Raw genomic sequence first — 22,667 nt, forward strand, 5'->3', positions numbered from 1 at the left:
TCAGATTCCGATGCGCTGAGCCAGCGCTCCCCGGTGAGCGAAGGCGTCGCCGAGGAAGATTTCGGAAGAGCGGGCGCGCTTGTAGTACAGGTGCGCCGGTACCTCCCAGGTGAAGCCCATGCCGCCGTGGAACTGGATGTTCTGGTGGGCGGCCGTGACGAAGGCTTCGCTGCAGTACGCCTCGGCCGGCGAGGCGGCGACCGGGAGTTCGTCGTTGTCCTGAGCCGCTGCGTCGAGCGCGTAGTACGCCGCCGACCTCGCCGACTCGACCTCGATCAGGACGTCGGCGGCCATGTGCTTCAGAGCCTGGAATGCGCCGATCACCTGACCGAACTGGACCCGGGTCTTCAGGTACTCGACGGACATGTCCAGCGCGGCCTGGGCGCCACCGGCTTGCTCCGAGGCCAGAGCGACTGCGGCGAAGTCCAGCACCCGACGCAGGACGGGCGAGCCGCCGCCTTCGGCGCCGATCAGCCGTGCGGGAGCGGTGTCGAGCTCGACGACGGCGAGCTTGCGCGTTTCGTCGAGCGTGGTCGACGGCCGCCGGCTGACTCCCGAGGCTGCGGGGTCGACGGCGAACAACGAGACCCCGCTCGTGGTGCGGGCGGGCACGATAATGAGGTTCGCGGTAAGGCCGTCCAGCACGAAGTGCTTGGTGCCGCTGAGCGTCCAGCCATCCGGGGTGTGCGTGGCCGGCACCGTGATGCCGCTTTCGTCCCAGCAATCGTCCTCTTCGGTCAGCGCGACGGTGGCGATCAGGCTGCCGTCGGCGATCGCCGGCAGGTAGAGCTGCTTCGCTTCCTCGTCGCCCGATTCGAGCAGCGTGGTGGCCGCCAGCACCGCCACCTCGACAACGGCATCTTCCCGTTTCTCGGCGACAAGTCGCTGCGAGCCGCCGAGAAGACGGAAACAATCCGTGACTGGCTCGGCTGGATGGAACGCCCGAGGAGTGAGGGTGGACGCGGGCTGGCCGCATCCTATCGAGCCGTCCTGTTCGACATGGTCTCGGCGATCCTGGAAGCCGCCCGGGTGGACCAGAGGATCCGCAGCAACCCGTGCAAGACGAAAAGCATCAAACGCCCCAAGCCCGAGCGGCGGAAGATAGTTCCTTGGAGGGAGTCTCAGGTATACCAGGTGAAGCTGGCCCTGCCCGCTCCGCAACAGGTCGTTGTGCCACTCGGGGCCGGCCTGGGACTGCGGCAGATGGAGATCTTCGGGTTCAGCCCGGACGACGTCGATCGGGGGGAGATGGTGGCGAACATCCAGCGCCAGATCCGCTGGCTCGGCAACACGCCCGTGTTCGCTCCCCCGAAGGGCGGGAAGACCCGGCTGGTGCCGATCGGGGCCGGAGTCCTGGAAGAAATCGACGCACACCTGGCCTCCTTCGAGCCTGTCACAGTCCCCCTGCCCTGGCTCGAACCCGGAGGGCGTCCGGTTACCGCCCGGCTGCTCATCCGCAAGCCCGAAGGTCTTCAACGCCTCGGCGCTCGTGCCGCCAGCGGGATGATCAGCGGCCCGGAGTACAACCTCGCCGTCTGGAAGCCGGCCTACGCTGCAGCCAGGCTCAACTACATCCCGCGACGAGACGGCATGCACGGCATGCGGCACTTCTACGCCTCGGTCGCCCTGGCCTCCGGAGTGTCGGTCAAGGAGCTGGCCGAGTACCTCGGTCACCACGACCCGGGCTACACACTCCGCATCTATACCCACCTGGTCCCGTCGAGCTGTCGCCGGGCGCGAGAGGCAGCCGACGGGATTTTCAAACCGCGCCACACCGGGGCGGCGCGGCCTGAAAATCCCGAGACGGCCTAGTGACGGCCTGACGACCTCAAACCCACAAAACCGCAGGTCAGGCCCTACCTACCCTACTTGTGCCAGAACTTGATGCCGCTCCACTGCACCGTGATCGGTCCCGCGCCGCTGCTCGTGCGGTAGCTGCCGAACTTGTCGTAGTAGCTGCCGCCCGGGCTCGAGATCGTCTGCTTCAGCGAACCGTTCAGATAGACCTTGTGCGAGCTGCCGACCTGGTTGATCGTGTTGACCCGCACCGACGTGCCGACGGTCGCGCCGCTGCCCAGCGTCGCGCCGCCCTCCACCGCGTACATCCGGCCGCCCTTTTCGACCGCCAGCAGGAAGTACGGGCCCGCGCTGGAGCCGTCGCGGAACGTCTGCTTGAGGCTGATCCGCGAGCCGGACATGCTGGTGATCTTGAACGAACCCTCGAACTGGTGGGTGCCGCCGGAGTAGGTGGTGTAGCGGCGTTCCGCGCGCTGGTCACCGCTGGCCGTCGAGCAGGTGAGCTTGAAAGTGAGCCCGGAGACGTCGCCGCACCCCCGCTCCTGCTCCGAGTAACCCGGTGAGTCCGAGATCCACGGGCCGGTCCCGACCTGGGCGTCGGCGACCGGGGTGAGTACCGCGAGCCCCGTCGCGACCGCCGCGAGCACGCCCGCGCCGCGAAGTTTGCGCACCGTCCAACCTCCTGTAGCACTCGAGGCGGCGGTGGCGGACAAAGGTTCAGACCTTTACCCGGCGTGAGCACGACTGTACGAGCCGGAGCCGCCGTCGACAAGACCCCCTGAACTTTTTCCGCGGACCGGTGTCGAATCCGGCGAGGGCCGTTCGACAGACTCACGAGAGCACGGAACGACCACCGAGGAGCACCCATGCGCACCCTGATCGCCACCGCCTTCGTCTCGCTCGACGGCGTCGTCGAGGCCCCCGGCGGCGAGCCCGGCTACCGCAACGCCGGCTGGACCTTCAAGGACATCGAGTTCGACCCGGCGGCCTACGAGCTCAAGGGCCGTGAGCAGGGCGAATCCACCGCGATGATGATGGGCCGGGTCAGCTACGAAGCGTTCGCCCCGGTGTGGCCGGGCATGACCGAGGAGTTCCCGGGCTACAACGCGATGCCCAAGTACGTCGTCTCGACGACGCTGTCCGAGCAGGACCTGGTGACGAACTGGGGCGAGATCACCCTCCTGCGGTCACTCGACGAGGTCGCCGCGCTCAAGGAGACCGACGGCGGGCCGATCACCGTCCACGGCAGCGCCACCCTGAACCGCGCGCTGGGCGACGCCGGCCTGATCGACCGGTACCACCTGCTCGTGTTCCCGGTCCTGCTCGGGGCGGGCAAGCGGCTGTTCAGCGCGGCCGACAAGGACAAGCAGAGCCTGAAGGTCGTCGAGAGCGAGACCTACGGCAACGGGATCCAGAAGCTCGTCTACGACGTGATTCACTAGAACAGGTGTTCGATCTTGGTGTAGACTGGAGACCATGAACCCTGGTCTCCAGTCTTCGCTGTTCGACACCCAGGGGTCGATCGCGCTGCGCCCCCTCGCGCCCGAGCGGACCGACCTCGGCTCGGGCGCGTGGGTGGACATCCAGCCCGGCTGGCTCGAGGGCGCCGACGAGCTGTTCGCGGCGCTGGTCGAGGGCGTGCCGTGGCAGGCGGAGAAGCGGAAGATGTACGACCGCGTCGTCGCCGTGCCGAGGTTGTTGAGCTACTACCGCGAGAACGTGCCGCTCCCCCACCCGGTGCTGGCCGCGGCGCGGGACGCGTTGAGCCGGCACTACCTGCGGGAACTGCGCGAGCCGTTCCGGACGGCGGGGTTGTGCTACTACCGCGACGGCCGCGACAGCGTGGCTTGGCACGGCGACCGGATCGGGCGGGGGGCCCGGGAGGACACCATGGTCGCGATTCTGTCTGTCGGGGCGGCGCGGAATTTGGCGCTGCGGCCCCGAGGCGGTGGGGGTAAGACGTTGGCTCGGCCGCTGGGGCATGGGGATTTGCTCGTGATGGGTGGGAGTTGTCAACGGACCTGGGAGCACGCGGTTCCCAAGACGGCTAAGCCCGTGGGGCCGCGGATCAGCATTCAGTTCCGGCCTCGCGGGGTTAACTGAGGGACTCCCCGGGGGCCGGGGGCCGGGGGCCGGGGGCCGGGGGCCGGGGGCCGGGGGCCGGGGGCCGGGGGCCGGGGGCCGGGGATGAGGTTAGTCCACATAGGACCTTTCCGAAACTCCGTACCATGGTGCTGTGCACAGTCTTTTCGAGCCGCCCCTCTTTGGCAGGCTTCGCTCTGCTCGTCGCGTTCTCGTTGCCGGGGCCGGTGGGGGCTTCGATGTCTACGCCGGGCTTCCGCTTGCCATTGCCCTTCGCGCGCAAGGCAAAGACGTCCACCTCGCCAACCTTGCCTTCAGTGATCTGAACCGGCTCGATCTCGACGACTGGCTCTACCCCGGTGTCGCCGCCGTGCGGCCCGGCAGCTCCGGCGATGATGCCTACTTTCCCGAACGGACCCTCGCCCGGTGGCTCGATTCCCGGGGCCGGCCCTCCGTTGTGCACGCCTTTCCCCGCGTTGGCGTCCGGCCGCTGCGCGACGCCTACCGGCACCTCGTTGCCCATCTCGGTGTCGATGCCGTCGTGCTCGTCGATGGCGGGACCGACATTCTGCTTCGCGGTGATGAAGCCGGGCTCGGTACGCCCGAAGAGGACATGACCAGCCTTGCCGCCGTCGCCGCCCTCGACGGCGTCGATCGGCTCGTCGTCAGTCTCGGCTTCGGCATCGATGCCTTTCACGGCGTCTGCCACGCCCATGTCCTCGAGAACCTCGCCGCCCTCGATCGGGTCGGCGGGTACCTCGGGGCCCTCTCCATTCCCTCGCGGTCACCGGAAGCCGAGGCCTACCTCGACGCCGTTGCCCATGCTCAACGCGCCACTCCGGAGCGGCCCAGCATCGTGCACGGGCAGATCGCGGCCGCTCTGCGGGGTCAGTTCGGCGATGCCCAGTTCAGCGCGCGGACCGCCGGCAGCGAACTCTTCGTAAACCCGCTGATGGGGGTCTACTTCACCGTCGATCTGCCGACCCTCGCCGAGAGGGTCGGCTACCTCGGCGAGCTCGCCGGCACCGAGACCGCCGTCGACGTCGCCATGGTCATCGAAGCCCACCGGGACCGCGTCGAACGGCGGCCGCGGCGGGACATCCCGCACTGATCCTTCAGTCCACCAGCACCGGCAGCTCGTCCAAGCCGTACACGATGGACACCTTGCGGAACGACAGCTCCTCCGCCGGCACCGCCAGCCGCAGGTTCGGGAACCGGCGGACCAGCGCCGGGTACGCCGTGCGCAGCTCCATCCGGGCCAGCTCCGCGCCGATGCAGCGGTGGATGCCGTAGCTGAACGCCAGGTGCGACGTCGGCTCGCGGGTGGCGTCGAACTTCTCCATGTCCGGGCCCAGCTTCGGGTCGCGGTCGGCCGCCGACAGCGACACCAGCACGATGTCGCCCTCGCCGATCCGCACGCCCGCGATCTCCATGTCCTCCTTGGCGAACCGCGGGAACGCCATCTGGACGACCGTCAGGTACCGCAGCAGCTCCTCGACGAACCGGTGCACCGACTGCTCGTCGCCGCGGACCGCGTCGAACGCCTTCTCGTCGCGCAGCAGCACCAGCGCGCCCAGCGCGAGCATGCTGGCCGTCGTCTCCAGGCCGCCGGTGAGCACGCCGTCGGCGAGACCGGCCAGCTCGCGGTCGTCGATCTCGTCGCCGTGCTCCTTGATCAGCATGCCCAGGAGGCCGTCGCCGGGCTCCTCGCGCTGCTTCTTCACGATGTCGAGCAGGTAGGTCAGCGACTCCGACATCGCGCCGAGCGAGGCGCCCGCGCCGCCGAAGAGGTCGAACCGGGCGGTGCTCAGCCGCTGGAAGTCCTCGCGGTCCTCGTAGGACACGCCGAGCAGCTCGCAGATCGTCAGCGACGGGATCGGCAGCGCGAACGCCTGCCACAGGTCGACCGGGCCGTCGGTCTTGGCCATCGCGTCGAGCTGCTCGGTGACGATCTCGTCGATGCGCGGCGTCAGCCGGCTGAGCCGCCGCATCGTGAACTCCGGGGTGAGCAGCTTCCGCAGCCTCGTGTGCACCGGCGGGTCCGCGAAGCCCAGCCCGCCCGGGTTCTGGTCCGCGGTGACGCCCGCGTTGCCGACGAGGTTGCCGAAGTCACTGGAGAACCCGGTCGCCTTGCCGAGCACCGCCTTCGCCTCGTCGTAGCCCGTGACCAGCCACGCGTTCATCCCGAACGGCAGGTCGAGCTTGCTGATCGGGGCTTCGGCGCGCCGCTCGGCCATCGCGGGCACCGGGTCGAGACCCTCCCGCCGCAGCGGCTCCAGCGCCGAGTCCGGCAGGATGGCCGACATCTTTTCGAGGTCGAAACCCTTTTTCGACTGACGCGCGAGGTACCGGCGCCCGACCCAGCCCAGGACCCGTGAGCGGAGACTCCCCATGGATCCGACAGTACCGCACTAGCCCGATCGGGTGAGGCGGAGCGAGACGGGATTCACCTCCGCGGCGGGACTTCCCGGTTCTCGGTGATCCGCCCGTGCTCGCTCGCGACGTAGTGGAAGTATGGCCGGCCGAGGTCGTCGGTGCCGGCGTACGACGTGCGCGAGCGGCCGTCCGCCTCCGTGTTGACGCCGTTCGTGCGGGCCAGCACGCCGGACGAGCCGAGCCACTCCGTCGACGCGCGGACCGGCCGCCAGCTCCGGCCGTCGCCGGTGAGGTCGCCGAGGACCTGCGTCATCTGCGCCGCGCCGGAGATCCGCAGGTTCTGGTCGTCGGTGATGTTCGCGGTGGCGTCGGTGGTCAGCGGGTAGGACCAGGTGTGCCGGGCGGCCGAGCGCACCCGGCCGTCCACAGTGGACGTCGAGGTCTGCTGCCCCGAGTCGCCCTGCACGACGTGCTGGGTGAAGCCGCCGCCGGTGACGTCGTCGCTGTTGCGGTAGTCGCGGGTGCGCTCGACGCGGGTGTACACGCGGCCGGCGGAGGTGTCGACGTAGCCGGCGGTCACGTCGTGGCGCTTCGCCGTCACTGTCACGTTCACGCCGTCCTGGATGTCCTTCACCGTTTCCTGCCGCACCGGGGCCGCGGCGACGTCGTGCTGGACCAGGGCGCCGGAGGTCCGCGCGGCGTTTTTGTCGGTGTAGAGCAGTAGCGTCGGGACGACGGTGAACTCACCGCCGATGTCCGGGAAGGAGAAGGAGAGGTCATGCGCGGCGCCGTCCACGAGCCGGCCCGCGAACGGCGTGATGTCGTAGGTTTCGGCGTGCAGGCTGAACGTGTCGATCGCGACGATCGGCCGCCACAGCTGCGGCACGATCCCGCCGGAGTAGATGTGCGGGAAGGTGAACGCGCTGCCGGCGGGTGTCCCGTCGAGCGCGAAGTTCGCTTCGCGGTACGGGCCCTTGCCGCAGAGCCCGGCGGCCGGGTACTTCGCCGACACGGCGTCCGGGACGTCGTCGAACCACTGCTCGTCGCAGGCGTGGCCTTCGAGGGTGACCTCGAGGTAGGCGCGGGTGATGTTGCGCGGCAGGTCCTTCGCGCTGAAGTGGACGGTGGGCGCCGCCGGGGTCGCGTCGGCGTGCGCGAACCCGGCCACGTGGTCGGCCGTCTCGGGCGCGGGGTGCTTCCGGTCGGCCTGGTAGTAGGTGAGCGTCACGGTCTGGGCGTACACCCCGGTGTAGACCGGCGAGTTGTAGTTCTCGATGCCGCCGTGGAACGGCTGCGGCGTGCGCAGCAGCGCGGTGTACGGCGTGAGGTCCTTGTCGAAGTGGTAGGTGATCGGCCGGGTGCCCTCGCCGCTGGGTTCCTCCGTGGTCCCCCACCAGACTTCGGTGCCGCCGATCCGCAGGTCGCCGATCCGGTCGTACTGCCGGCCGCTGACGGTCACGGTCTGGTCCATGACGACCTTCGCCCACGGGCCGGGGCACGCCTTCGGGGGCGCCAGCGTGCCTTCGTAGTACTGGGGCGTGCCGTCGGCGGTGTTGGAGCGGAAGGCGTCGGCGAGGGTGACCGTGCAGTGCGCGGTGTCCGGCCGGGTCACCGCGGGCGCCGCCGTCACCGGGTCGTCGGTGTCGTGTTCGAGCACGGGGTCCGCCGAGGCGACCGCCCCGGAGAGCACCCACGTCAGCACCAGTGACAGGACGATCGTGAAGATCCGCACCCGGACTCCTCCCAGCGGCAGGCACACCGCTCGGGAGCCTAGCGCCGCGATCATCCGACGAACGGCGGGAAAATGTCGGTCTGAAACGTTTCAGTACCGTGGTAGGCTCACGCCCTTCTCAGGGGTTAGGGGGTGCGGTGGTCGGCATCAAGGACGTCGCGAAGCGGGCCGGCGTCTCGATCGGCACGGTGTCCAATGTGGTCAACCGGCCGCACGTGGTCGCCGCGGCCACCCGGAACCGGGTGCTGTCGGTCATCGAGGAGCTCGGCTACGTCCGCGACGAGTCGGCCCGGCAGCTGCGCGCCGGCCGCAGCCGGATCATGGGCCTGCTGGTGCTCGACCTCGGCAACCCGTTCTTCGTCGACGTCGCGCGCGGCGCCGAGCAGGCCGCGCACGCCGAGGGCCTCAACATCATCACCTGCAACAGCGGCCAGCGGTCCGACCTCGAGGCGTCCTACCTGGCGATGTTCGCCGAGCAGCGGGTCCGCGGCGTGCTGCTGAGCCCGGTCGGGACGTCCGGCGAGGCCCTGCGCGCGTTCCGCCGCAGCGGCACGCCGTACGTGTTCGTCGACCGCAAGGCGCCGACGTCGGAAGCCAGCTCGGTCGCGGTGGACGACATCGCGGGCGGCGCGCTCGCGGGCCGCCACCTCCTGGAGACCGGCCACCACCGCATCGCGTTCGTCAACGGGCCGGCGATCCTCGCCCAGTGCCGCGACCGCGAGCAGGGCCTGCGCACGGCGCTGACGGGTGCGGCGGTCGAGCTGACGGTGCTGGAGGCGATCGGCCTCGACGTGGCATCGGGCCGCGACGCGGGCGCCCGCCTGCTGGGCACGATCCCCCGCCCGACGGCGGTGTTCTGCGCGAACGACCTGCTGGCGTTGGGTGTGCTGCAGGCGATGGTCGGCGCGGGCGTGCGCGTCCCGGACGAGATGGCGATCGTCGGCTACGACGACATCGAGTTCGCGGGCGCGGCGGCGGTCCCGCTGACGTCGGTCCGCCAGCCGGCGCAGCGCCTGGGCCGCACGGCGGCGGAGCTGCTGCTGGCGGAAACCGCCGACACGACGGTCGAGCACCAGGCAGTGGTGTTCACCCCGGAGCTGGTCGTCCGCGAATCCACCCGCGTACGCCGCTGAGTCCTACCCGGCGACGACGGCGACGATCGTCGTGCCCTCGGGGAACTCCCCGCCGCGGATGCGGTCCCCCAGCCCGAACATCATCTTGGCCTCGTAGACCCAGTCGAGCCGGACGCCGTGGCGCCGCTCGAACTCGTCGACGAAGGCGTCGAGTTCGCGGCTCCGCCGTGCGAAGCCCCCGAAGTGGTAGCCGGTGTCGACCGACCACTCCCCCAGCTCGTGCCCGAACGCTTCGCGCTGGAACCGGGCGACGTCGGACCGCAGGAACCCGCCGCCTTTCAGGGCCGAGAACCCGATCGCGCGCTGCCCGGGTCCGAGCCCGGCGGCGATCCCCGCCAGGGTCGCGCCCGTGCCGACGGCGCAGGTGATGACGTCGAACGGCCGGTCGATCTCGGCGACCAGCTCGGCGCAGCCCCGGACGCCCGCCGCGTTCGCCCCGCCTTCCGGGATCAGGAAGAACTCGCCCCACGCGCGACGCAGCCCGTCGAGGACATCGGGATCGGCTTTGGCGCGATACGCCGTCCGATCCAGGTAGGTGAGCGTCATGCCGTGGGCGGCCGCCGCCCGCAGCACTTCGTTGAGGGGCAGGTGTTCCTCGCCCCGGACGACGCCGACCGTCTCGAAGCCGAAGTGGTGCCCGGCCGCGGCGGTGGCGAGCAGGTGGTTGGAGTAGGCCCCGCCGAAGGTCAGCAGGCGGGTGGCGCCGGCGTCGGCCGCGTCCCGGAGGTTGTGCTTGAGCTTGCGCCACTTGTTGCCGGGCAGCTCCGGGTGGATCAGGTCGTCGCGCTTGAGCAGCACGCGCACCCCGCGTTCGACGTCTCGCAGCTCGACGAGCGGCGAAGGCACGGTGAGCTGCAGCTTCGTCACGCTGTGAGCATAAATCGTTTGAACTGCGTACGACCCTTGGGCATGATGCCGATCATGGGGCTTCGGGCGTGACGAACAGGTGGGTGCGGCTGCAGGCGGTCGCGGTGTCCGGTTCGTCCGCCGAAGGGCTGATGCTCGCGGCGCTGCCGTTGCTGGCGGTCTCCGTCACCACCGACCCGCGTGAGGTGTCGCTGGTCAACGTCGCCGGGCAGGCGCCGTGGCTGCTGCTTTCCCTCTTCGCGGGCGTGCTCATCGACCGGGTGCGGCGGACCGCCGTGCTCGCGTGGGCCTACGCCGTGCAGATCGCGGCCGCCGTCGTGCTCGCCGCGGTCGCTTCCGCCGGGCTGCTCAGCCTGCCGGTGCTGCTGGTGGTCGCCTTCGTCGTCACGTCCGCGCAGGTGCTCGGGGACGGCGCGAGCGGCGCGCTGGTGCCCGAGCTCGTCCCACCGGACCGGCTGGCGCACGCCAACGCGCGGCTCACGGTGATCGACCGCGGGGTCGTGCAGTTCGTCGTGCCGCCGCTGACCGGGTTCCTGATCGTCGTCAGCACCGGGGCGCCGGCGTGGCTGGCCGCGGCCTTCGCGCTGCTCGCGCTGATGCTGGTCCGGCGCATCCACTCGGAGTCCGTCGTCGCCGCGCGGACGCACCCGCTGCGGGACCTGTCGGCCGGGCTGCGGCACCTGGTGCGGACGCCGTTGCTGCGGTCGATCACGCTGAACGTCGCGCTCGGCTCGTTCGCCGCGAGCGCGGGCAACTCGATGTTCGTGCTGTACGCGACGCAGGTCCTGCACGTCGGCTCGGTCGGCTACGGCCTGCTGCTCGCGTGTCTGGCCTTCGGCTGGATCGCGTCGTCGTTCGTCGTGCAGAAGGTGGTCGACCGGATCGGCTACTCGTGGTCGATGCGGTTCGGGCAGAGCTTCGGCGTGGTGACGAACCTGCTGATCGCCCTGGTTCCGCCGTGGCCACCGCTGGTCGGCGGGGTGCTGGTGCTGCTGACGGCGACGGTGCTGATCTGGAACGTGTGCTCCCAGTCCAGCCGCCAGCGCTTCACCCCGGCGCCCCTGCTCGGCCGGGTGTTGACGAGCCACCGGGCGCTGGCGTGGGGCTTGACGCCGCTGGGCGCGCTGACGGGCGGTTTCGTGGCGGCGCACTGGGGCTTGCGCGCGGTGTGGGTGATGGCCGCGGTGATCCAGGCGGTCAGCGCGGTGCTGGTGTGGTTCACCCTGTCACCGGCGGCGTTCGAGCGCACCGAACGTGAGCTGGCCGAAGCCACGCGAAGCTGATACCGGGTGGCGTGCCGGGTCGGGGCACCGGCACACCACCCGGACGCCTACCCGCCCAGCGCCAGCGCCACCGCGCCCAGCAGCGCCGCGTCCTGGTCGAACCGCGCCGACACCAGCTCCGGCGGGAACGGCACCGCGTGCGCCAGCCGGTCCGCCAGTGCCGGCAGCAGCACGTCCGCCGAGCGCACCAGTCCCCCGCCCACCGCGATGCGCTGCGGGTCCAGCGCGATCGCCAAGTTGGCCACGTGCATCGACAACTCGTCGAGCGCCGCCGTCACCAGCTCCTTCGCCTCGACGTTCTCCTTGGCCAGTGCGAACAACTCGCCCGCGGTGACCGGGCGGCCGAGCAGACTGCTCGCCCGGCCGCCCAGCCCACGCCCACCGACGGCTTCCTCGAGCGGCGCCGCTCCGCTCGCGAAACCCTCGGTGTCCTGCGGCGAGAGCAGGTTGTACCCGATCTCGCCCGCAGCTCCGTTGGCACCGGTCAGCAACCGGCCGCCGACCAGCACCGCCGCCGCGATGCCCGTGCCCAGCGACAGGAACACCGCCGGGTCCGCCCCCTCCAAAGCGCCCCAGCGCCACTCCGCCAGCGCCGCCGCCTTCGCGTCCGTGCCCACCGAAATCGGCACGTCCGGGAACTCCGCCGCCACCAGCTCGGCCAGGTGCAGCTCCTCCCAGCCCGGGACGTTCGGCGCGAGCAGGATGCGGTCCGGCAGCACGATTCCCGGGCTGACGACGCCGATGGCGGCCGGCTCCGCGCCCGACTCGGCCAGGAGCGCTCGCGCCCCGGCCAGCGCCCGCACCACCACCTGCTCGGCCCCCGCCTGCGCGTCGGTGTCCAGCCGGCGCGTGGCCAGCAGGGTCCCGTCGTGGTCGGCGAGCCCCAGCGCCACTTTCGTGCCGCCGAAGTCGATCCCGAGAATCCGTTCCTCAGTCACTCCCTGAACCCCTCGATCTGCGGCGCGACGGCCGCGTCCCCGTGGTGGCCGTACCCGCCGGCCGCCTTGACCACGATCCGGCCGGTGTTGAACCCGTCGACGCTGATCACCGGTACCGCGCCACGCAGGTCGGCCGCCTTGTAGGTGACGGTCAGCGTCTGCGACTGGCCCGGCCACAGCGTGATGTCGTTGTCGTCCCAGGTCGCGTTCGCGAGCTGGTTGTCGCCCGGTGCCTCGTGCCCGTCCGGCGTGCCGCGGCGGACGTCGGCCCGCAGGAAGAACGCCGCCCCCGGCGTCTTCGACGTGTTGGTCACGGTCACCGTCGAGACGAGGTCGCCACCGCTGGAACGCGTCGAGGCCACCGCACCGACCTGGGACTTCGGCAGGTTCTGCAGCGCCTGCAGGTTGCTGTACTGCGACAGCGTCGCCTGCGGGTTGCCCAGCGTCTTGCCCCAGTCGACGACGTCCTTCTGCGTCGAAAGCCAGTAGACGTTCCGGTCGACGACCTTCCCGCCCTGCTTCACCTGCAGCTCGACGAAGTAGACCTGCGCGGGCGCCGGCGCCTTCGTCTCCGCGGGCACCTTCGGTGTCAGCACCCCGGTGCGCACGCCCTGGCTGCCCAAGGAGATCCCGGACGCCGTCCGGTCGTCGAGGACCTTGCCAGCGGTGTCGATCACCCGCGCCTGCACCGAAAGGCCGGACTGTGTTGCCGCGCCGAGGTTGTCCAGGGTGACGGAACCGTTGTCGTAGCCGTAGATCGCGTGCAGCGGCTTGTTCGCCTTCTTGGCGCCGAAGAACGCGCCGGCCTGGTCGCCGTCGTCGTTGTACAGCGACCACAGCAGCGTCGGCCAGCCCTTGTTCAGCTGCCAGTAGACGACGCCGGTCGACGGGTTGTTCTTGTCCGTCGAGTGGTGCAGGAACGCCTCGAACTGCGAGCGGGTGTTCTCGTAGTTCGCGATGTTCGCCAGGTCCACATAGGACTTCAGCGAGTTCCACCTCCCGTACCGCTGGGTGATCGACTGGTCCAGCGTGTACAGCGTGCCGAACGCGTAACCGCCGTGGTCCGGCTCGAAGTTGGCGTGGTACTGGTTGTATTCCGGGTCCTGCCACAGCTTCGCCTGCTCGGTGGGCGACAGGAACCGCTTGATCGAGTCCAGCGTCGGGACGGTGTGCCCGGCGCTCTGCTCGCTCGCGAAGCCCCACGAACCACCCGCGTTGGTGCGCGAGGAGTCGTCGGCGTCGAAGTGCGACGTGTCGTACCAGTACGCCGGCGGGACCCAGTCGTACGGGCCTTCCTTTTCGCCCGACTGCCCGAGCGTCGGCGTGCTCTTGTACTCCGCCGAGGCGATCACCGGCACCTGGAAATCGGCTTCCTCGAACGCCTTCAGCGTCTCGGACTCCTGGCGCGGCACCGGCTCGTTGTCGCTCCAGCCGTAGTTGAAGACGCTCGGGTGGTTCCGCTCCATCTGCGCGATCGTGTACGCCGAGTCGTGCATGATCCGGTAGTCGCGCTCGGTCAGCGTCGAAGCGTCCTCGGGCTGCCAGGCGTCGCAGCAGAGGAACCCGCCGATGACGAGCAGACCGGCGCGGTCGGCCTGGTCGTAGAAGTCCTGCGGCATGTCGTGGCCTTCCAGGCGGACGCCGGAGAGGCCCATGTTCTTGATCAGCGCGATCTGGTGCGCGGTGTCGGCCTTGTCGTAGCGCAGGAACAGGTCCGGCGCGAAGCCGCCGCCGCGGAACACGAAGTCCTTGCCGTTGATCGTGAACTGGCGCGCGCCCTCGGGCAGCGGCGCGGACTTCCCGACCAGGCGCGAAGTCACCGTGCGGATGCCGAAGGTGCTCTTCGACGACGTCGAGAGCACGCCGTCCTGCGAGACCGCGGTGCTCAGGGTGTACAGCGGCTGGTCGCCCATCGAGTACGGCCACCAGATCCGCGGCTTGCCGATCTTCACCGGCGCGAACGTGACGGTCTGCTTGGTGTTCGCCGGGATCGTCACGCGCTGCTTGACCACGATCGGCGCGCCCGACGGCGGGGCGATCGTCGCGGCGACGTCGCCGGTCTGCGGGGTGGCGGCGTCGTTGGTGACGTCGACCTTCACCGTCAGCTTCGAGCTGGACAGGTCGGCGGCGTTGTCCTGGACGACGTGCGCGTTGTCGCCGGTGAGCGCGTTCCCCACCTGCAGCGTCGGCGCGAACTGGATGCCGGTGTTGTTGTCCGGCGGGATCTGGCCCCAGTCGACCTGGTCGAGCGTGTACATCTTCAGCGGGTCGTTGGGGTAGACCTTGATCGCCAGGGTGTTCTTGCCCGGCTTGACCAGTTTCGAGACGTCGAAGGTGTGCCCGGCGAACGCGCCGCTCACGACGTCCTTCGTGGCGACCAGCTTGCCGTTCACCCAGACATCGCCTTCGCCGACGATGCCCGGGATGGTCAGCTTCGCGTGCTGGCCGGTCTTGAAGTCCGGGGTGAAGTCGGTGCGGTACCACCAAGGGTCGGCGAACGGCTTGGTTACGACGGGGCCGAGCTTGTCGACGTACCCGAAGCACTTGCGCATGTTGTCGGAGTAGAAAACGTCGGGGCACTTGCCGTTCTGCACCAGGGCGTTGATCTCGGTGCCGGGCGCGCCGGCGTCGTCCGGCTTGACCGGCAGCCAGCCACGGGTGGCGTACCCGGGCGTGGAGACCTTGTCGCCGCCGTCCTTCACATCGGCGGTGGTCAGGACCTGCCAGCCCTGCGCGCCGATCGTGGTGAGGCCGTGCGGCTTCGCCGTCTCGGTCTGGGCGTCCTGCGCGGCGGCGGGCCCGGCGACGCTGAGCACGCCGGGAACGAGCAGCAGCGCGGCGAGCGCCGCGAGCTTCTTCGTCATGCCTGAGCCCCTTCGGTGTCGGCGGAGGCGAAAGCCTCCTTGATCTCCTTGGGTCCGAACGGCCAGGTGCGCTCGGCCTTGGCGTAGACCAGGTACGCGAGCGCGCCGAGGACGATCCAGCCCACCGACAGCCCGATCGAAAGCCAGTCGGCCGAGATGTAGATGTAGACCCAGCCGACGAGCGCGATCAGCGTCGGCACCGGGTAGAGCCACTGGCGGTACGGCCGCCGCAGCTCCGGCTGCCGTCGCCGCAGCACGACGATCGCGGCGACCTGGGCCAGCGACTGGATGATGACCAGCGTCGCGACCGCCGCGTTGATCACCGTGGTGAGGGTGAACAGGGAGCCGAGGATCGTGATGGCGCCCATCGTGAGCACGCCCGCGGTGGGCAGGTTCAGCTTGGGGTGCAGTTTGCCGAACATCGGCAGGAACACCTTGTCGCGCGCGGCTTCGAACGGCACGCGCGAGCCGCCGAGCAGCCCGGCGAAGACCGATCCGATGGCGGCGATCACGATCAGCACGGTGATGGCCTTCGCCGTGCCGGTGCCCCACACCTGTTCCAGCACCGACGACGCCACCGACTTCGCGTCCTTCAGCTGGTCGAGCGGGATCGAGCCGAGCACGCCGACCTGCAGCAGGAAGTACAGGCCCATGATGCCGAGGATCGAGAAGATGATCGAGCGGGGCAGCGTGCGGCCCGGCGTGCGCACCTCACCGCCGAGGTAGGCGGTCGTGTTGTAGCCGAGGTAGTCGTAGATCGCGATGATCAGGCCGGCGCCGAGGCCGCCCCAGAACGTGCCGTCGCCGGCCGAGCTGAACGCGCCCGGGGTGAACGCGAACGCCTGCGCCGCGCTGAAGTGCGAGAACGCCGCGACGATCGTCGTCAGCACGGCGGCGAGCATGATCACGAACAGCACCGTCGTGAGTTGGGAGATCTGGCCGATCTTGCGGAACAGCGCCAGGATGATCACGAGCGTGATGCCGACGCCGATGATCTTGCCCAGTGGCGTCGTGCCCGCGTCGTCGGTGACGCCGGGAATCAGGTAGCCGAGGTACTGGACGAGCCCGATGATGCCGGTGGACATGATCAGCGGGATGAACAGCACCGCGCTCCACACGAAGAGGAACGGCATCAGGCGGCCGGTGCGGTACTGGAACGCCTCGCGCAGGTAGAGGTAGGTGCCGCCGGCGCCCGGCATCGCGGCGCCGAGCTCGGCCCAGATGAGCCCGTCGGCCAGCGCGACGATCGCCCCGATGATCCAGCCGAACATCGCCTGCGGGCCGCCCATGGTGGCGACCATGGCCGGGATCGTGACGAACGGGCCGATACCGCACATCTGCGTCATGTTGATCGCGGTGGCCTGCAGGGGGCCGATCTTGCGTTCAAGGGCGGGCTGCGGCTCCCCTGAACGAGTGGGTGAACTCACGACGTGCCTCCGGCTAGTAGTTAGTAAAGTTTCTTAACATAGAACGGGCGGGGTCGAAAGAGTTCCGTCGATAAACTTGCGGCAACACAGGAGGACTCGTGGGGCAAAACGGGCCGCAGGTCGGAACTCCGGCGAGCATGCGGGCGCTGAACCAGCGTCTCGTGCTGGACCGGCTGCGCACGCAGGGTGAAGCGACCCGACCGCAGATCGCGGCCGAGACCGGGTTGTCGAAGCCCACGGTGGGACAGGCACTCCTCGACCTCGAGCAGCACGGACTGGTCCGGACCACTGGCCGCAGCCTGCCGGGCCCGGGCCGCGCGGCGGTCGTGTACCGGGCGGCGCCGGACGCGGGCCACGTCGTCGGCGTCGACATCGGACGCCGCGCGATCCGGATCGCGGTCGCGGACCTGGAGGGCAGCATCGTCGCGCGGCTCGACGAGCCCAACCGGTGCCGTTCCGCGAGCGCTTTGGTGCGCACCGTAAGCGAATCGGTCGAACGGGCGGTGGTTTCGGCCGGGCTGATGCCGCACGACGTCGTCGCGACGGTGGTCGGCACGCCGGGCGTCCCCGACCCGGCCACCGGGACGGTCCACCGCGCGCCGAACCTCCCGGGCTGGGAGCGGCGCGGGGTGCTGCACGAGCTGGTGGCGGCGCTGGGCGGCGCGGGGTCGGACGTCGTGGTGGAGAACGACGCGAACCTGTGCGCGGTGGGCGAGCACGCGCTCGGGGCGGCGCTCGGCGTGGACGTGCTGGTGTGCTTGACGGTGGGGACGGGCATCGGGATGGGCTTGCTGGTGGAGGGCCGCCTGTTCCGCGGCGCCCACGGCGCGGCGGGCGAGATCGCGGATTTGCCGTTCGGCCCGTCGCCGTCGGCCGCGGGGGCGCGCCGGCCGGGTCCGATGGAGACCGCGGCGGCGGGGCAGGCCGTGGTGGATGCCGCGCGGGCTTCGGGGTTGACGGTGCGGTCGGCGAAGGATGTTTTCCGGTTGGCCCGAGGTGGGGATGCGCGGGCTTCGCGGGTGGTTGCGGAGGAAGCCGAGAAGCTGGCTTACGTGGTCGCGGCGGTGACCGCGGTGCTGGACCCGCGGTTGATCGTGCTGGGCGGCGGGATCGGCGGCAACGCGGACCTGCTGGCCGCCCCGATGCGGCGGGCGCTCGCGGCGACGGTGCCGGTGGTGCCGGAGATCGTGGCGGGGCAGCTGGGTGAGGACGCGGTGTTGGCGGGGGCGATCGCGACCGCGCTGGGGACGGCTCGGGAGTTGGTGTTCGACCGGCGGGGTCTGCGCCGGGCGGCTGGCGAGGGTTGACGGGAGAACGACCGGTCACGCTGCGGGGAGAATGATCGGTCGCCCTTGCCCTTCGCGCCATGAACCATCCCGCGAGTTCGCCCGAGGCCGCCCTGCGCGGGGGAATGATCGGTCGCCTTGGCGGGCACGAGGTGGACTATCTGGTGAGTTCGCCGGAAGACCGCCCGGCGCGCAAGAACGACCAGCTCAGCCACCCCCACGGACCACCTGATCAGTCCGAAGGCCCCCGCAGGGTGAGCACCACCCGCAGCACGTGCTCGACCGCCGTCGGGAACGGGGCTCCCCTCAGCTCGCCTCGCTCCGCCAAGTTCTCCGCCGCGAACTCCAGCACCCGCTCCGGCCCACCCCGCCGCACGACCAGCGCCGCCAGGTCCTCGAGGTCCAGGTCCGGGTGGTCCAACCGCGTCAAGGCGAACTCGACCATCAGCTCCTCCGCCGTCATGTCCACCTCCACCCTCCATCGTAGGCGCCGCCGGCTAACAAATGATCGAAGAAACTGCGAGCCCCGATGCGGTGACGTCGACACGCTGACCCGCCACCCTCAGCAGGCACCGTTGGGCCGTTCGGCGGGTATTTCGGGCGATCGTGTACAGACCGCGAATACCCGGTAACCCGGACGAGCCGGTCAGTCATGATGCAGAACCCACCCGGCGGCGGACGGAGGCGACCCATGGCGATGCACCGGCACCGCACCCGAGCCGTCGTCCGGCGGCCGCGGCACGCCCTGCCCGCGCGGTGGTGGCCGCCCATGCTGCTCGCCGCCTCCATCGCCGCTGTCATTCCCGGGGACACCGTCGGCGGGCTGCTCGTCGGGACCAGCGTGCTCGTCGCCCTGACCGCGCTCGCCGCCGCGCGGCGGGTCCTCGGCCACGCCGCCGTGCACGTCAACCTCATCCTCGCCGAAGAACTACGCGAAGACCCGCGTCGCACCTGACCCCGCGTCCCGACCAGCGCGGTGACCGACTTCACCCGTGTTACTGTACCGTCTGGACGGTATAGTAACCGGCATGACCATCACCGCGCCGAACCCCGTCCTGAGCCCTCGACGCCGGTGGGCGGCGCTCGGTGTGCTGGTCGGCGCGGTCCTCCTCCTCGCGGTCGACGGCACCGTCCTCTACCTCGCCGTCCCGTCGCTCACCCGCGAACTCGCGCCGAGCGCCGTCGAGGTCCTCTGGATCGGCGACGTCTACTCGCTCGCGCTGGCCGGGCTGCTCGTCACGGCCGGCAACCTGGCCGACCGCTTCGGCCGCAAGAAGGTGCTGCTCCTCGGCACCGCGGCGTTCGGGCTGGCCTCCGCGCTGGCGGCCTTCTCCCCCACCGCCGGCGTCCTCGTCGTCGCCCGGCTGCTGCTGGGCATCGCGGGCGCGACGATCATGCCGTCGACGCTCTCCCTCATCCGCACCCTCTTCACCGACCCGCGCGAGCGCACCCGCGCCATCGCGATCTGGTCGGCCGGGTCCGGAGGCGGCATCGCCCTCGGCCCGCTCGTCGGCGGGACGCTGCTCGAGCACTTCTGGTGGGGCTCGGTGTTCCTGATCAACGTGCCGATCGTCATCGTGTTCCTGATCGCCGGCGCGATCCTGCTGCCGGAGTCGCGCGACCCGAACCCCGGCCGCTTCGACGCGCTCTCGGCCGCCCTGTCGATGGCCGCGATCGTCCCGCTGGTCTACGCGGTCAAGCACGCCGTCGGCTCGGGCGTCGACGGTCGAGTCGCGAGCGCCGCCGGGATCGGTCTCGCCGCCGGGACGGCGTTCGTCCGGCGGCAGCGGCGGGTGGCCGACCCGCTGATCGACGTCGCCCTGTTCCGCAACCGCGCGTTCAGCGGAGCCGTCCTCGCGGACTTCGTTTCGGTCTTCGCGCTGACCGGGTTGCTGTTCTTCTTCTCCCAGTACCTGCAGCTGGTCCGCGGCTTCAGTCCGTTGGCGGCGGGGCTGGCGGAGATGCCCGCGACGCTGGCCTCGATCGTGATCGTCGCCGCGGTGGGCGTGGTCGTCGCGCGCCTCGGCCGGGGCCGCGCGGTCGCGGCCGGTCTCGGGGTCGCCGCGCTCGGGTTGCTGCTGGTCACCGTGGCGGAGCGGGCGTCGCACTACGGCTGGCTTGCGCTGGCACTGCTGCCGGTCGGGCTCGGGGTCGGGCTGGCACTGACCTTGACCGTCGACTCGGTGCTGTCCGCCGTGCCCCGGGACAAGGCCGGCTCGGCGTCGGCGATCTCCGAAACCGCTTACGAGCTCGGCGCCGCGCTCGGCATCGCGCTCCTCGGTTCGCTGGTCACCGTGGTCTACCGCGCGTTCCTGCCCGCGGAGGTCCCCGCGGCGGCGCGGGACTCCCTCGCCGGCGCGGTGGCCGTGCTCGATCCGGCGTCCGGATCCGCGCAGGCCGCCCGCGAGGCGTTCACCGGTGCCATGCAGGTAACGTCCGCCGCGGCCGCCGTCGTCACCGCGATCGCGGCGGTGATCGCCTGGCGGACCATTCCGTCCGGAAAGGACTGAGCATGCCTCGCAAAGCCGGGCGCAGCCCGGAAGAGACGCGCCGGGCGCTGCTCGACGCCGCCGGGTCGGTCATCCGCACCCGGGGAATCTCGGCGTCCCTCGACGACATCGCCAAAGCGGCCGGGGTGTCGAAAGGCGGGCTGCTGTACCACTTCCCGGCCAAAGACGCCCTGGTGCGCGCCCTCGCGCAGGACATCCTGGACACCTACCGCGCCGAGGTGCGAGCGGCGCTGGACCCCGCGGACACGGCCCCCGGGCGCCTGACCCGCGCGTACGTCCGCGCGTCGCTGGACACCTCCTACGACGAGATCGCCGTCCGCGAGAACATCGCCCTGGTCGCCCAGCTGATTTCGATCCCCGAGATCGCGGAGCTCGCCCGCGCGGACGCGGAGCAGTGGAACGACGAACTCAGCGCCGACGGCCTCCCCGACCACGTGGTCACCCTGGTCATCTCGGCGGCGGACGGGGCGAGCACCGCGCCGCTGTGGGGCGTCGGCCTCGAGGTGGCCGCGGCGCGGAAACTGGAACAGCAGCTCATCGAGCTGACGCTGACCGCGGCGGGCGACTAGACCGGCCGGACGGCCCCTTCGAGGGCGTTCAGGAAAGCCGCGATCCAGGCCTGGCTGCCGTGGACTCGCAGGCGTTCCCGCATCGCCTGCATCCGCTGCCTCTGTTCGACCGGTCGCATCGCGATCGCGCGCAGGATCGCCTCCTTTAGGTCGTCGGCGTCGTTCGGGTTGACCAGAATGGCCTCCTCGAGCTCCGCGGCCGCACCGGCGAATTCGCTCAGGACGAGCACGCCGCGGTCGTCCACGCGGCACGCGACGTACTCCTTGGACACCAGGTTCATGCCGTCGCTGAACGGCGTCACGACCATCACGTCGGCCGCGCGGTAGAGCGCCACCACCTCGGTGAAGTCGAGAGCACTGTTCGTGTAGCGGACCGCCGGGCTGCCCATCCGGCCGTAGCTGCCGTTCAGGTGTCCCGCGAGCCGGTCGACGCGTTCACGCAGGCTCGCGTACCTCGCGACTCGTTCCCTGCTCAGGGTCGCGACCTGGATGAACGCCGGCGGGTTCGCCGCGGACCCCAGCTCGTTGAGGATCTCTCCGTACGCCAGCAAACGTTGTTCGATGCCCTTCGTGTAGTCGAGCCGGTCGATCCCGGCGACGAGCACCTCGGGGTTCCCGGCTTCGGCCCGGATCTGCTGGGCGCGTCGCCTGATCCGGGACTGGCCGACCATCCGCTCGATCGCCGCCACGTCGATCGAGACGGGGTAGGCACCCACGAAGACGGTTCGCGTGCCCGTCCGGACCGAGCCTTCGGATGTCGGCAGGTCGAGGATGTCCCGGCAGAGCTGGAGGAAGTTCTGTGCGCTCCGCGGACGTTGGAAACCGACCACGTCGGCGCCGAGCAGGCCGCGCAGGATTTCGTCACGGCCGGGCAGCTGCCCGAACAGCTCGACCGGCGGAAGCGGAATGTGCAGGAAGAAGCCGGTCCGCAGATCGGGCCTCCGCGCTCGCAGCAGCGCCGGAACCAATTGGAGGTGGTAGTCGTGGATCCAGACGGCCGCACCGGGCGCGGCGACGAGAGCCACCGCGTCGGCGTACCGCTCATTCACCGCGCGATAGGCTTCACGCCAATCCCGCCGGAATTCCGGACGTTCGATGGAACCGTGGTACAGCGGCCACAACGTCGAGCTGCACTGCCCCTCCATGTGCCACTCGACTTCGCGTCCGGTCAAGACCACCCTCATGAGCGGCGGCGCGCCGGCCTGCTCGAGACCGCCGGCATCCTCGTCGTGCCGTGACCACCCCACCCACACCCCATGCTGCTCGATGACGAGATCTCGGAAAACCTGGTCCAGGCCGGGGCTGTAGTCGTTCCGCACTCCCGCACGCGATCGGTTGTGGGCGTGGACCGGTATCCGGTTCGTCACCAGGACGAAGTCGAAGGTCCGGCTCACGGACTCCGCTTCCGCAGGGGGGACCGCGCCGATCTCCGGGACTCCCCCGCTCGCGGGATCGGGCACGGATACGTGTTCGGCCGCGGTTCCGGGCGCGGCGAGTTCCGCGAGCCGCGCGGCGCGCCACAGGGAACGGAACGCCTCGGGACTGCCGCCGAGCTGGTCGACGATCAGCTCCAGGTGCCCCCATTTGGGCACCCTCGGTCCACGGAAAACGTTGTGCACGGTCGTGTAGCTGACGACGCCGCGCCCGATTCCGGTGGCGATCTGGCGGACCCCCGGCTCGCCCGCGTCGAGGTGCAGGTCGTGCAGGCGGTCGAACAGCTCGGTGATCGCGCCGGCCGGGGTCCGTTCACGCTTGAGCGCCACGCCGTCTCCTCGCTTCGGCGTTCAACCCTGTCAGAAATCG

Annotated in this window: 20 protein-coding genes; 10 read left to right on the forward strand and 10 right to left on the reverse strand. The window is 70.4% G+C overall.

Annotation, left to right across the window (positions count from 1 at the left end; translation table 11 throughout):
- On the reverse strand, window positions 1-846 hold the full coding sequence (locus ABFJ78_RS33870) for an acyl-CoA dehydrogenase family protein (protein WP_436390998.1): 846 nt from the start codon (window positions 844-846) through the stop codon (window positions 1-3).
- A 153-nt stretch (window positions 847-999) separates the two neighbouring features.
- On the opposite strand from ABFJ78_RS33870, the gene ABFJ78_RS33875 reads away from it, so the two are divergent.
- Window positions 1,000-1,812 (forward strand): tyrosine-type recombinase/integrase, encoded by an 813-nt coding sequence (locus ABFJ78_RS33875; protein ID WP_436391000.1) that lies wholly within the window; start codon window positions 1,000-1,002, stop codon window positions 1,810-1,812.
- Window positions 1,813-1,865: 53 nt separating this feature from the next.
- Here the strand turns inward: ABFJ78_RS33875 and ABFJ78_RS33880 are convergent, their stop codons facing one another.
- Entirely contained in the window at window positions 1,866-2,444 is a 579-nt protein-coding gene (locus ABFJ78_RS33880) for a hypothetical protein (RefSeq protein WP_436391476.1), read from the reverse strand.
- A gap of 219 nt (window positions 2,445-2,663) precedes the next feature.
- Between ABFJ78_RS33880 and ABFJ78_RS33885 the strand changes: the two genes are divergently transcribed.
- The 3 genes from ABFJ78_RS33885 to ABFJ78_RS33895 all read left to right on the forward strand — a co-directional run bounded on the left by ABFJ78_RS33885 (window position 2,664) and on the right by ABFJ78_RS33895 (window position 4,990).
- Window positions 2,664-3,239 (forward strand): dihydrofolate reductase family protein, encoded by a 576-nt coding sequence (locus ABFJ78_RS33885; protein ID WP_436391002.1) that lies wholly within the window; start codon window positions 2,664-2,666, stop codon window positions 3,237-3,239.
- 34 nt (window positions 3,240-3,273) lie between these two features.
- On the forward strand, window positions 3,274-3,900 hold the full coding sequence (locus ABFJ78_RS33890; RefSeq protein ID WP_436391004.1) for an alpha-ketoglutarate-dependent dioxygenase AlkB: 627 nt from the start codon (window positions 3,274-3,276) through the stop codon (window positions 3,898-3,900).
- Between the two features lie 133 nt (window positions 3,901-4,033).
- Window positions 4,034-4,990 carry a DUF1152 domain-containing protein gene (locus ABFJ78_RS33895; protein ID WP_436391006.1) on the forward strand — a complete coding sequence of 319 codons (957 nt, stop codon included), beginning with the start codon at window positions 4,034-4,036 and terminating at the stop codon, window positions 4,988-4,990.
- 4 nt (window positions 4,991-4,994) lie between these two features.
- Here the strand turns inward: ABFJ78_RS33895 and ABFJ78_RS33900 are convergent, their stop codons facing one another.
- Window positions 4,995-6,272 (reverse strand): cytochrome P450, encoded by a 1,278-nt coding sequence (locus ABFJ78_RS33900; protein WP_436391008.1) that lies wholly within the window; start codon window positions 6,270-6,272, stop codon window positions 4,995-4,997.
- 53 nt (window positions 6,273-6,325) lie between these two features.
- Window positions 6,326-7,987, reverse strand: a complete 1,662-nt coding sequence (locus tag ABFJ78_RS33905; RefSeq protein ID WP_436391010.1) for a peptide-N4-asparagine amidase — start codon at window positions 7,985-7,987, stop codon at window positions 6,326-6,328.
- Between the two features lie 137 nt (window positions 7,988-8,124).
- Here ABFJ78_RS33905 and ABFJ78_RS33910 point away from each other — a divergent pair, with 137 nt between their 5' ends.
- A complete protein-coding gene (locus ABFJ78_RS33910) occupies window positions 8,125-9,120 on the forward strand; it encodes a LacI family DNA-binding transcriptional regulator (protein WP_372662786.1) in 996 nt (331 codons plus the stop codon).
- 3 nt (window positions 9,121-9,123) lie between these two features.
- Here the strand turns inward: ABFJ78_RS33910 and ABFJ78_RS33915 are convergent, their stop codons facing one another.
- Window positions 9,124-9,987 carry a 1-aminocyclopropane-1-carboxylate deaminase/D-cysteine desulfhydrase gene (locus ABFJ78_RS33915; protein WP_436391012.1) on the reverse strand — a complete coding sequence of 288 codons (864 nt, stop codon included), beginning with the start codon at window positions 9,985-9,987 and terminating at the stop codon, window positions 9,124-9,126.
- Between the two features lie 68 nt (window positions 9,988-10,055).
- Between ABFJ78_RS33915 and ABFJ78_RS33920 the strand changes: the two genes are divergently transcribed.
- On the forward strand, window positions 10,056-11,270 hold the full coding sequence (locus tag ABFJ78_RS33920; RefSeq protein ID WP_436391014.1) for an MFS transporter: 1,215 nt from the start codon (window positions 10,056-10,058) through the stop codon (window positions 11,268-11,270).
- A 47-nt stretch (window positions 11,271-11,317) separates the two neighbouring features.
- On the opposite strand, the gene ABFJ78_RS33925 is transcribed toward ABFJ78_RS33920, so the two are convergent.
- The 3 genes from ABFJ78_RS33925 to ABFJ78_RS33935 are packed head-to-tail and all read right to left on the reverse strand — an operon-like array spanning window position 11,318 to window position 16,499.
- Window positions 11,318-12,208 (reverse strand): ROK family protein, encoded by an 891-nt coding sequence (locus ABFJ78_RS33925; RefSeq protein ID WP_436391016.1) that lies wholly within the window; start codon window positions 12,206-12,208, stop codon window positions 11,318-11,320.
- Window positions 12,205-15,072: a glycosyl hydrolase 2 galactose-binding domain-containing protein gene (locus ABFJ78_RS33930; protein ID WP_436391018.1), complete on the reverse strand. Its 2,868-nt coding sequence runs from the start codon at window positions 15,070-15,072 to the stop codon at window positions 12,205-12,207. Before ABFJ78_RS33930 ends, ABFJ78_RS33925 begins: the two co-directional genes overlap by 4 nt.
- Entirely contained in the window at window positions 15,069-16,499 is a 1,431-nt protein-coding gene (locus tag ABFJ78_RS33935; protein WP_436391020.1) for an APC family permease, read from the reverse strand. The genes ABFJ78_RS33930 and ABFJ78_RS33935 overlap by 4 nt, the downstream gene beginning before the upstream one ends.
- Window positions 16,500-16,636: 137 nt before the next feature.
- On the opposite strand from ABFJ78_RS33935, the gene ABFJ78_RS33940 reads away from it, so the two are divergent.
- Complete coding sequence (locus tag ABFJ78_RS33940) at window positions 16,637-17,806, forward strand: ROK family protein (RefSeq protein WP_436391478.1); 1,170 nt, start codon at window positions 16,637-16,639, stop codon at window positions 17,804-17,806.
- A 211-nt stretch (window positions 17,807-18,017) separates the two neighbouring features.
- On the opposite strand, the gene ABFJ78_RS33945 is transcribed toward ABFJ78_RS33940, so the two are convergent.
- Window positions 18,018-18,248, reverse strand: coding sequence for a hypothetical protein (locus tag ABFJ78_RS33945; protein WP_364453870.1), 231 nt, complete (start codon window positions 18,246-18,248; stop codon window positions 18,018-18,020).
- A gap of 228 nt (window positions 18,249-18,476) precedes the next feature.
- Here ABFJ78_RS33945 and ABFJ78_RS33950 point away from each other — a divergent pair, with 228 nt between their 5' ends.
- The 3 genes from ABFJ78_RS33950 (at window position 18,477) to ABFJ78_RS33960 (ending at window position 20,864) form a co-directional block, all read left to right on the forward strand.
- Window positions 18,477-18,740 carry a hypothetical protein gene (locus ABFJ78_RS33950; protein ID WP_436391022.1) on the forward strand — a complete coding sequence of 88 codons (264 nt, stop codon included), beginning with the start codon at window positions 18,477-18,479 and terminating at the stop codon, window positions 18,738-18,740.
- Window positions 18,741-18,813: 73 nt separating this feature from the next.
- Window positions 18,814-20,295, forward strand: a complete 1,482-nt coding sequence (locus tag ABFJ78_RS33955) for an MFS transporter (protein WP_436391024.1) — start codon at window positions 18,814-18,816, stop codon at window positions 20,293-20,295.
- 2 nt (window positions 20,296-20,297) lie between these two features.
- Entirely contained in the window at window positions 20,298-20,864 is a 567-nt protein-coding gene (locus tag ABFJ78_RS33960; RefSeq protein ID WP_436391026.1) for a TetR/AcrR family transcriptional regulator, read from the forward strand.
- Here ABFJ78_RS33960 and ABFJ78_RS33965 read toward each other — a convergent pair.
- Window positions 20,861-22,627, reverse strand: a complete 1,767-nt coding sequence (locus ABFJ78_RS33965; protein ID WP_436391028.1) for an alpha,alpha-trehalose-phosphate synthase (UDP-forming) — start codon at window positions 22,625-22,627, stop codon at window positions 20,861-20,863. The two genes, ABFJ78_RS33960 and ABFJ78_RS33965, sit on opposite strands and share 4 nt — an antisense overlap.
- Between the last annotated feature and the right edge of the window lie 40 nt (window positions 22,628-22,667).

Source organism: Amycolatopsis sp. MEPSY49 (assembly GCF_051337345.1).
Classification (GTDB): Bacteria; Actinomycetota; Actinomycetes; order Mycobacteriales; family Pseudonocardiaceae; genus Amycolatopsis.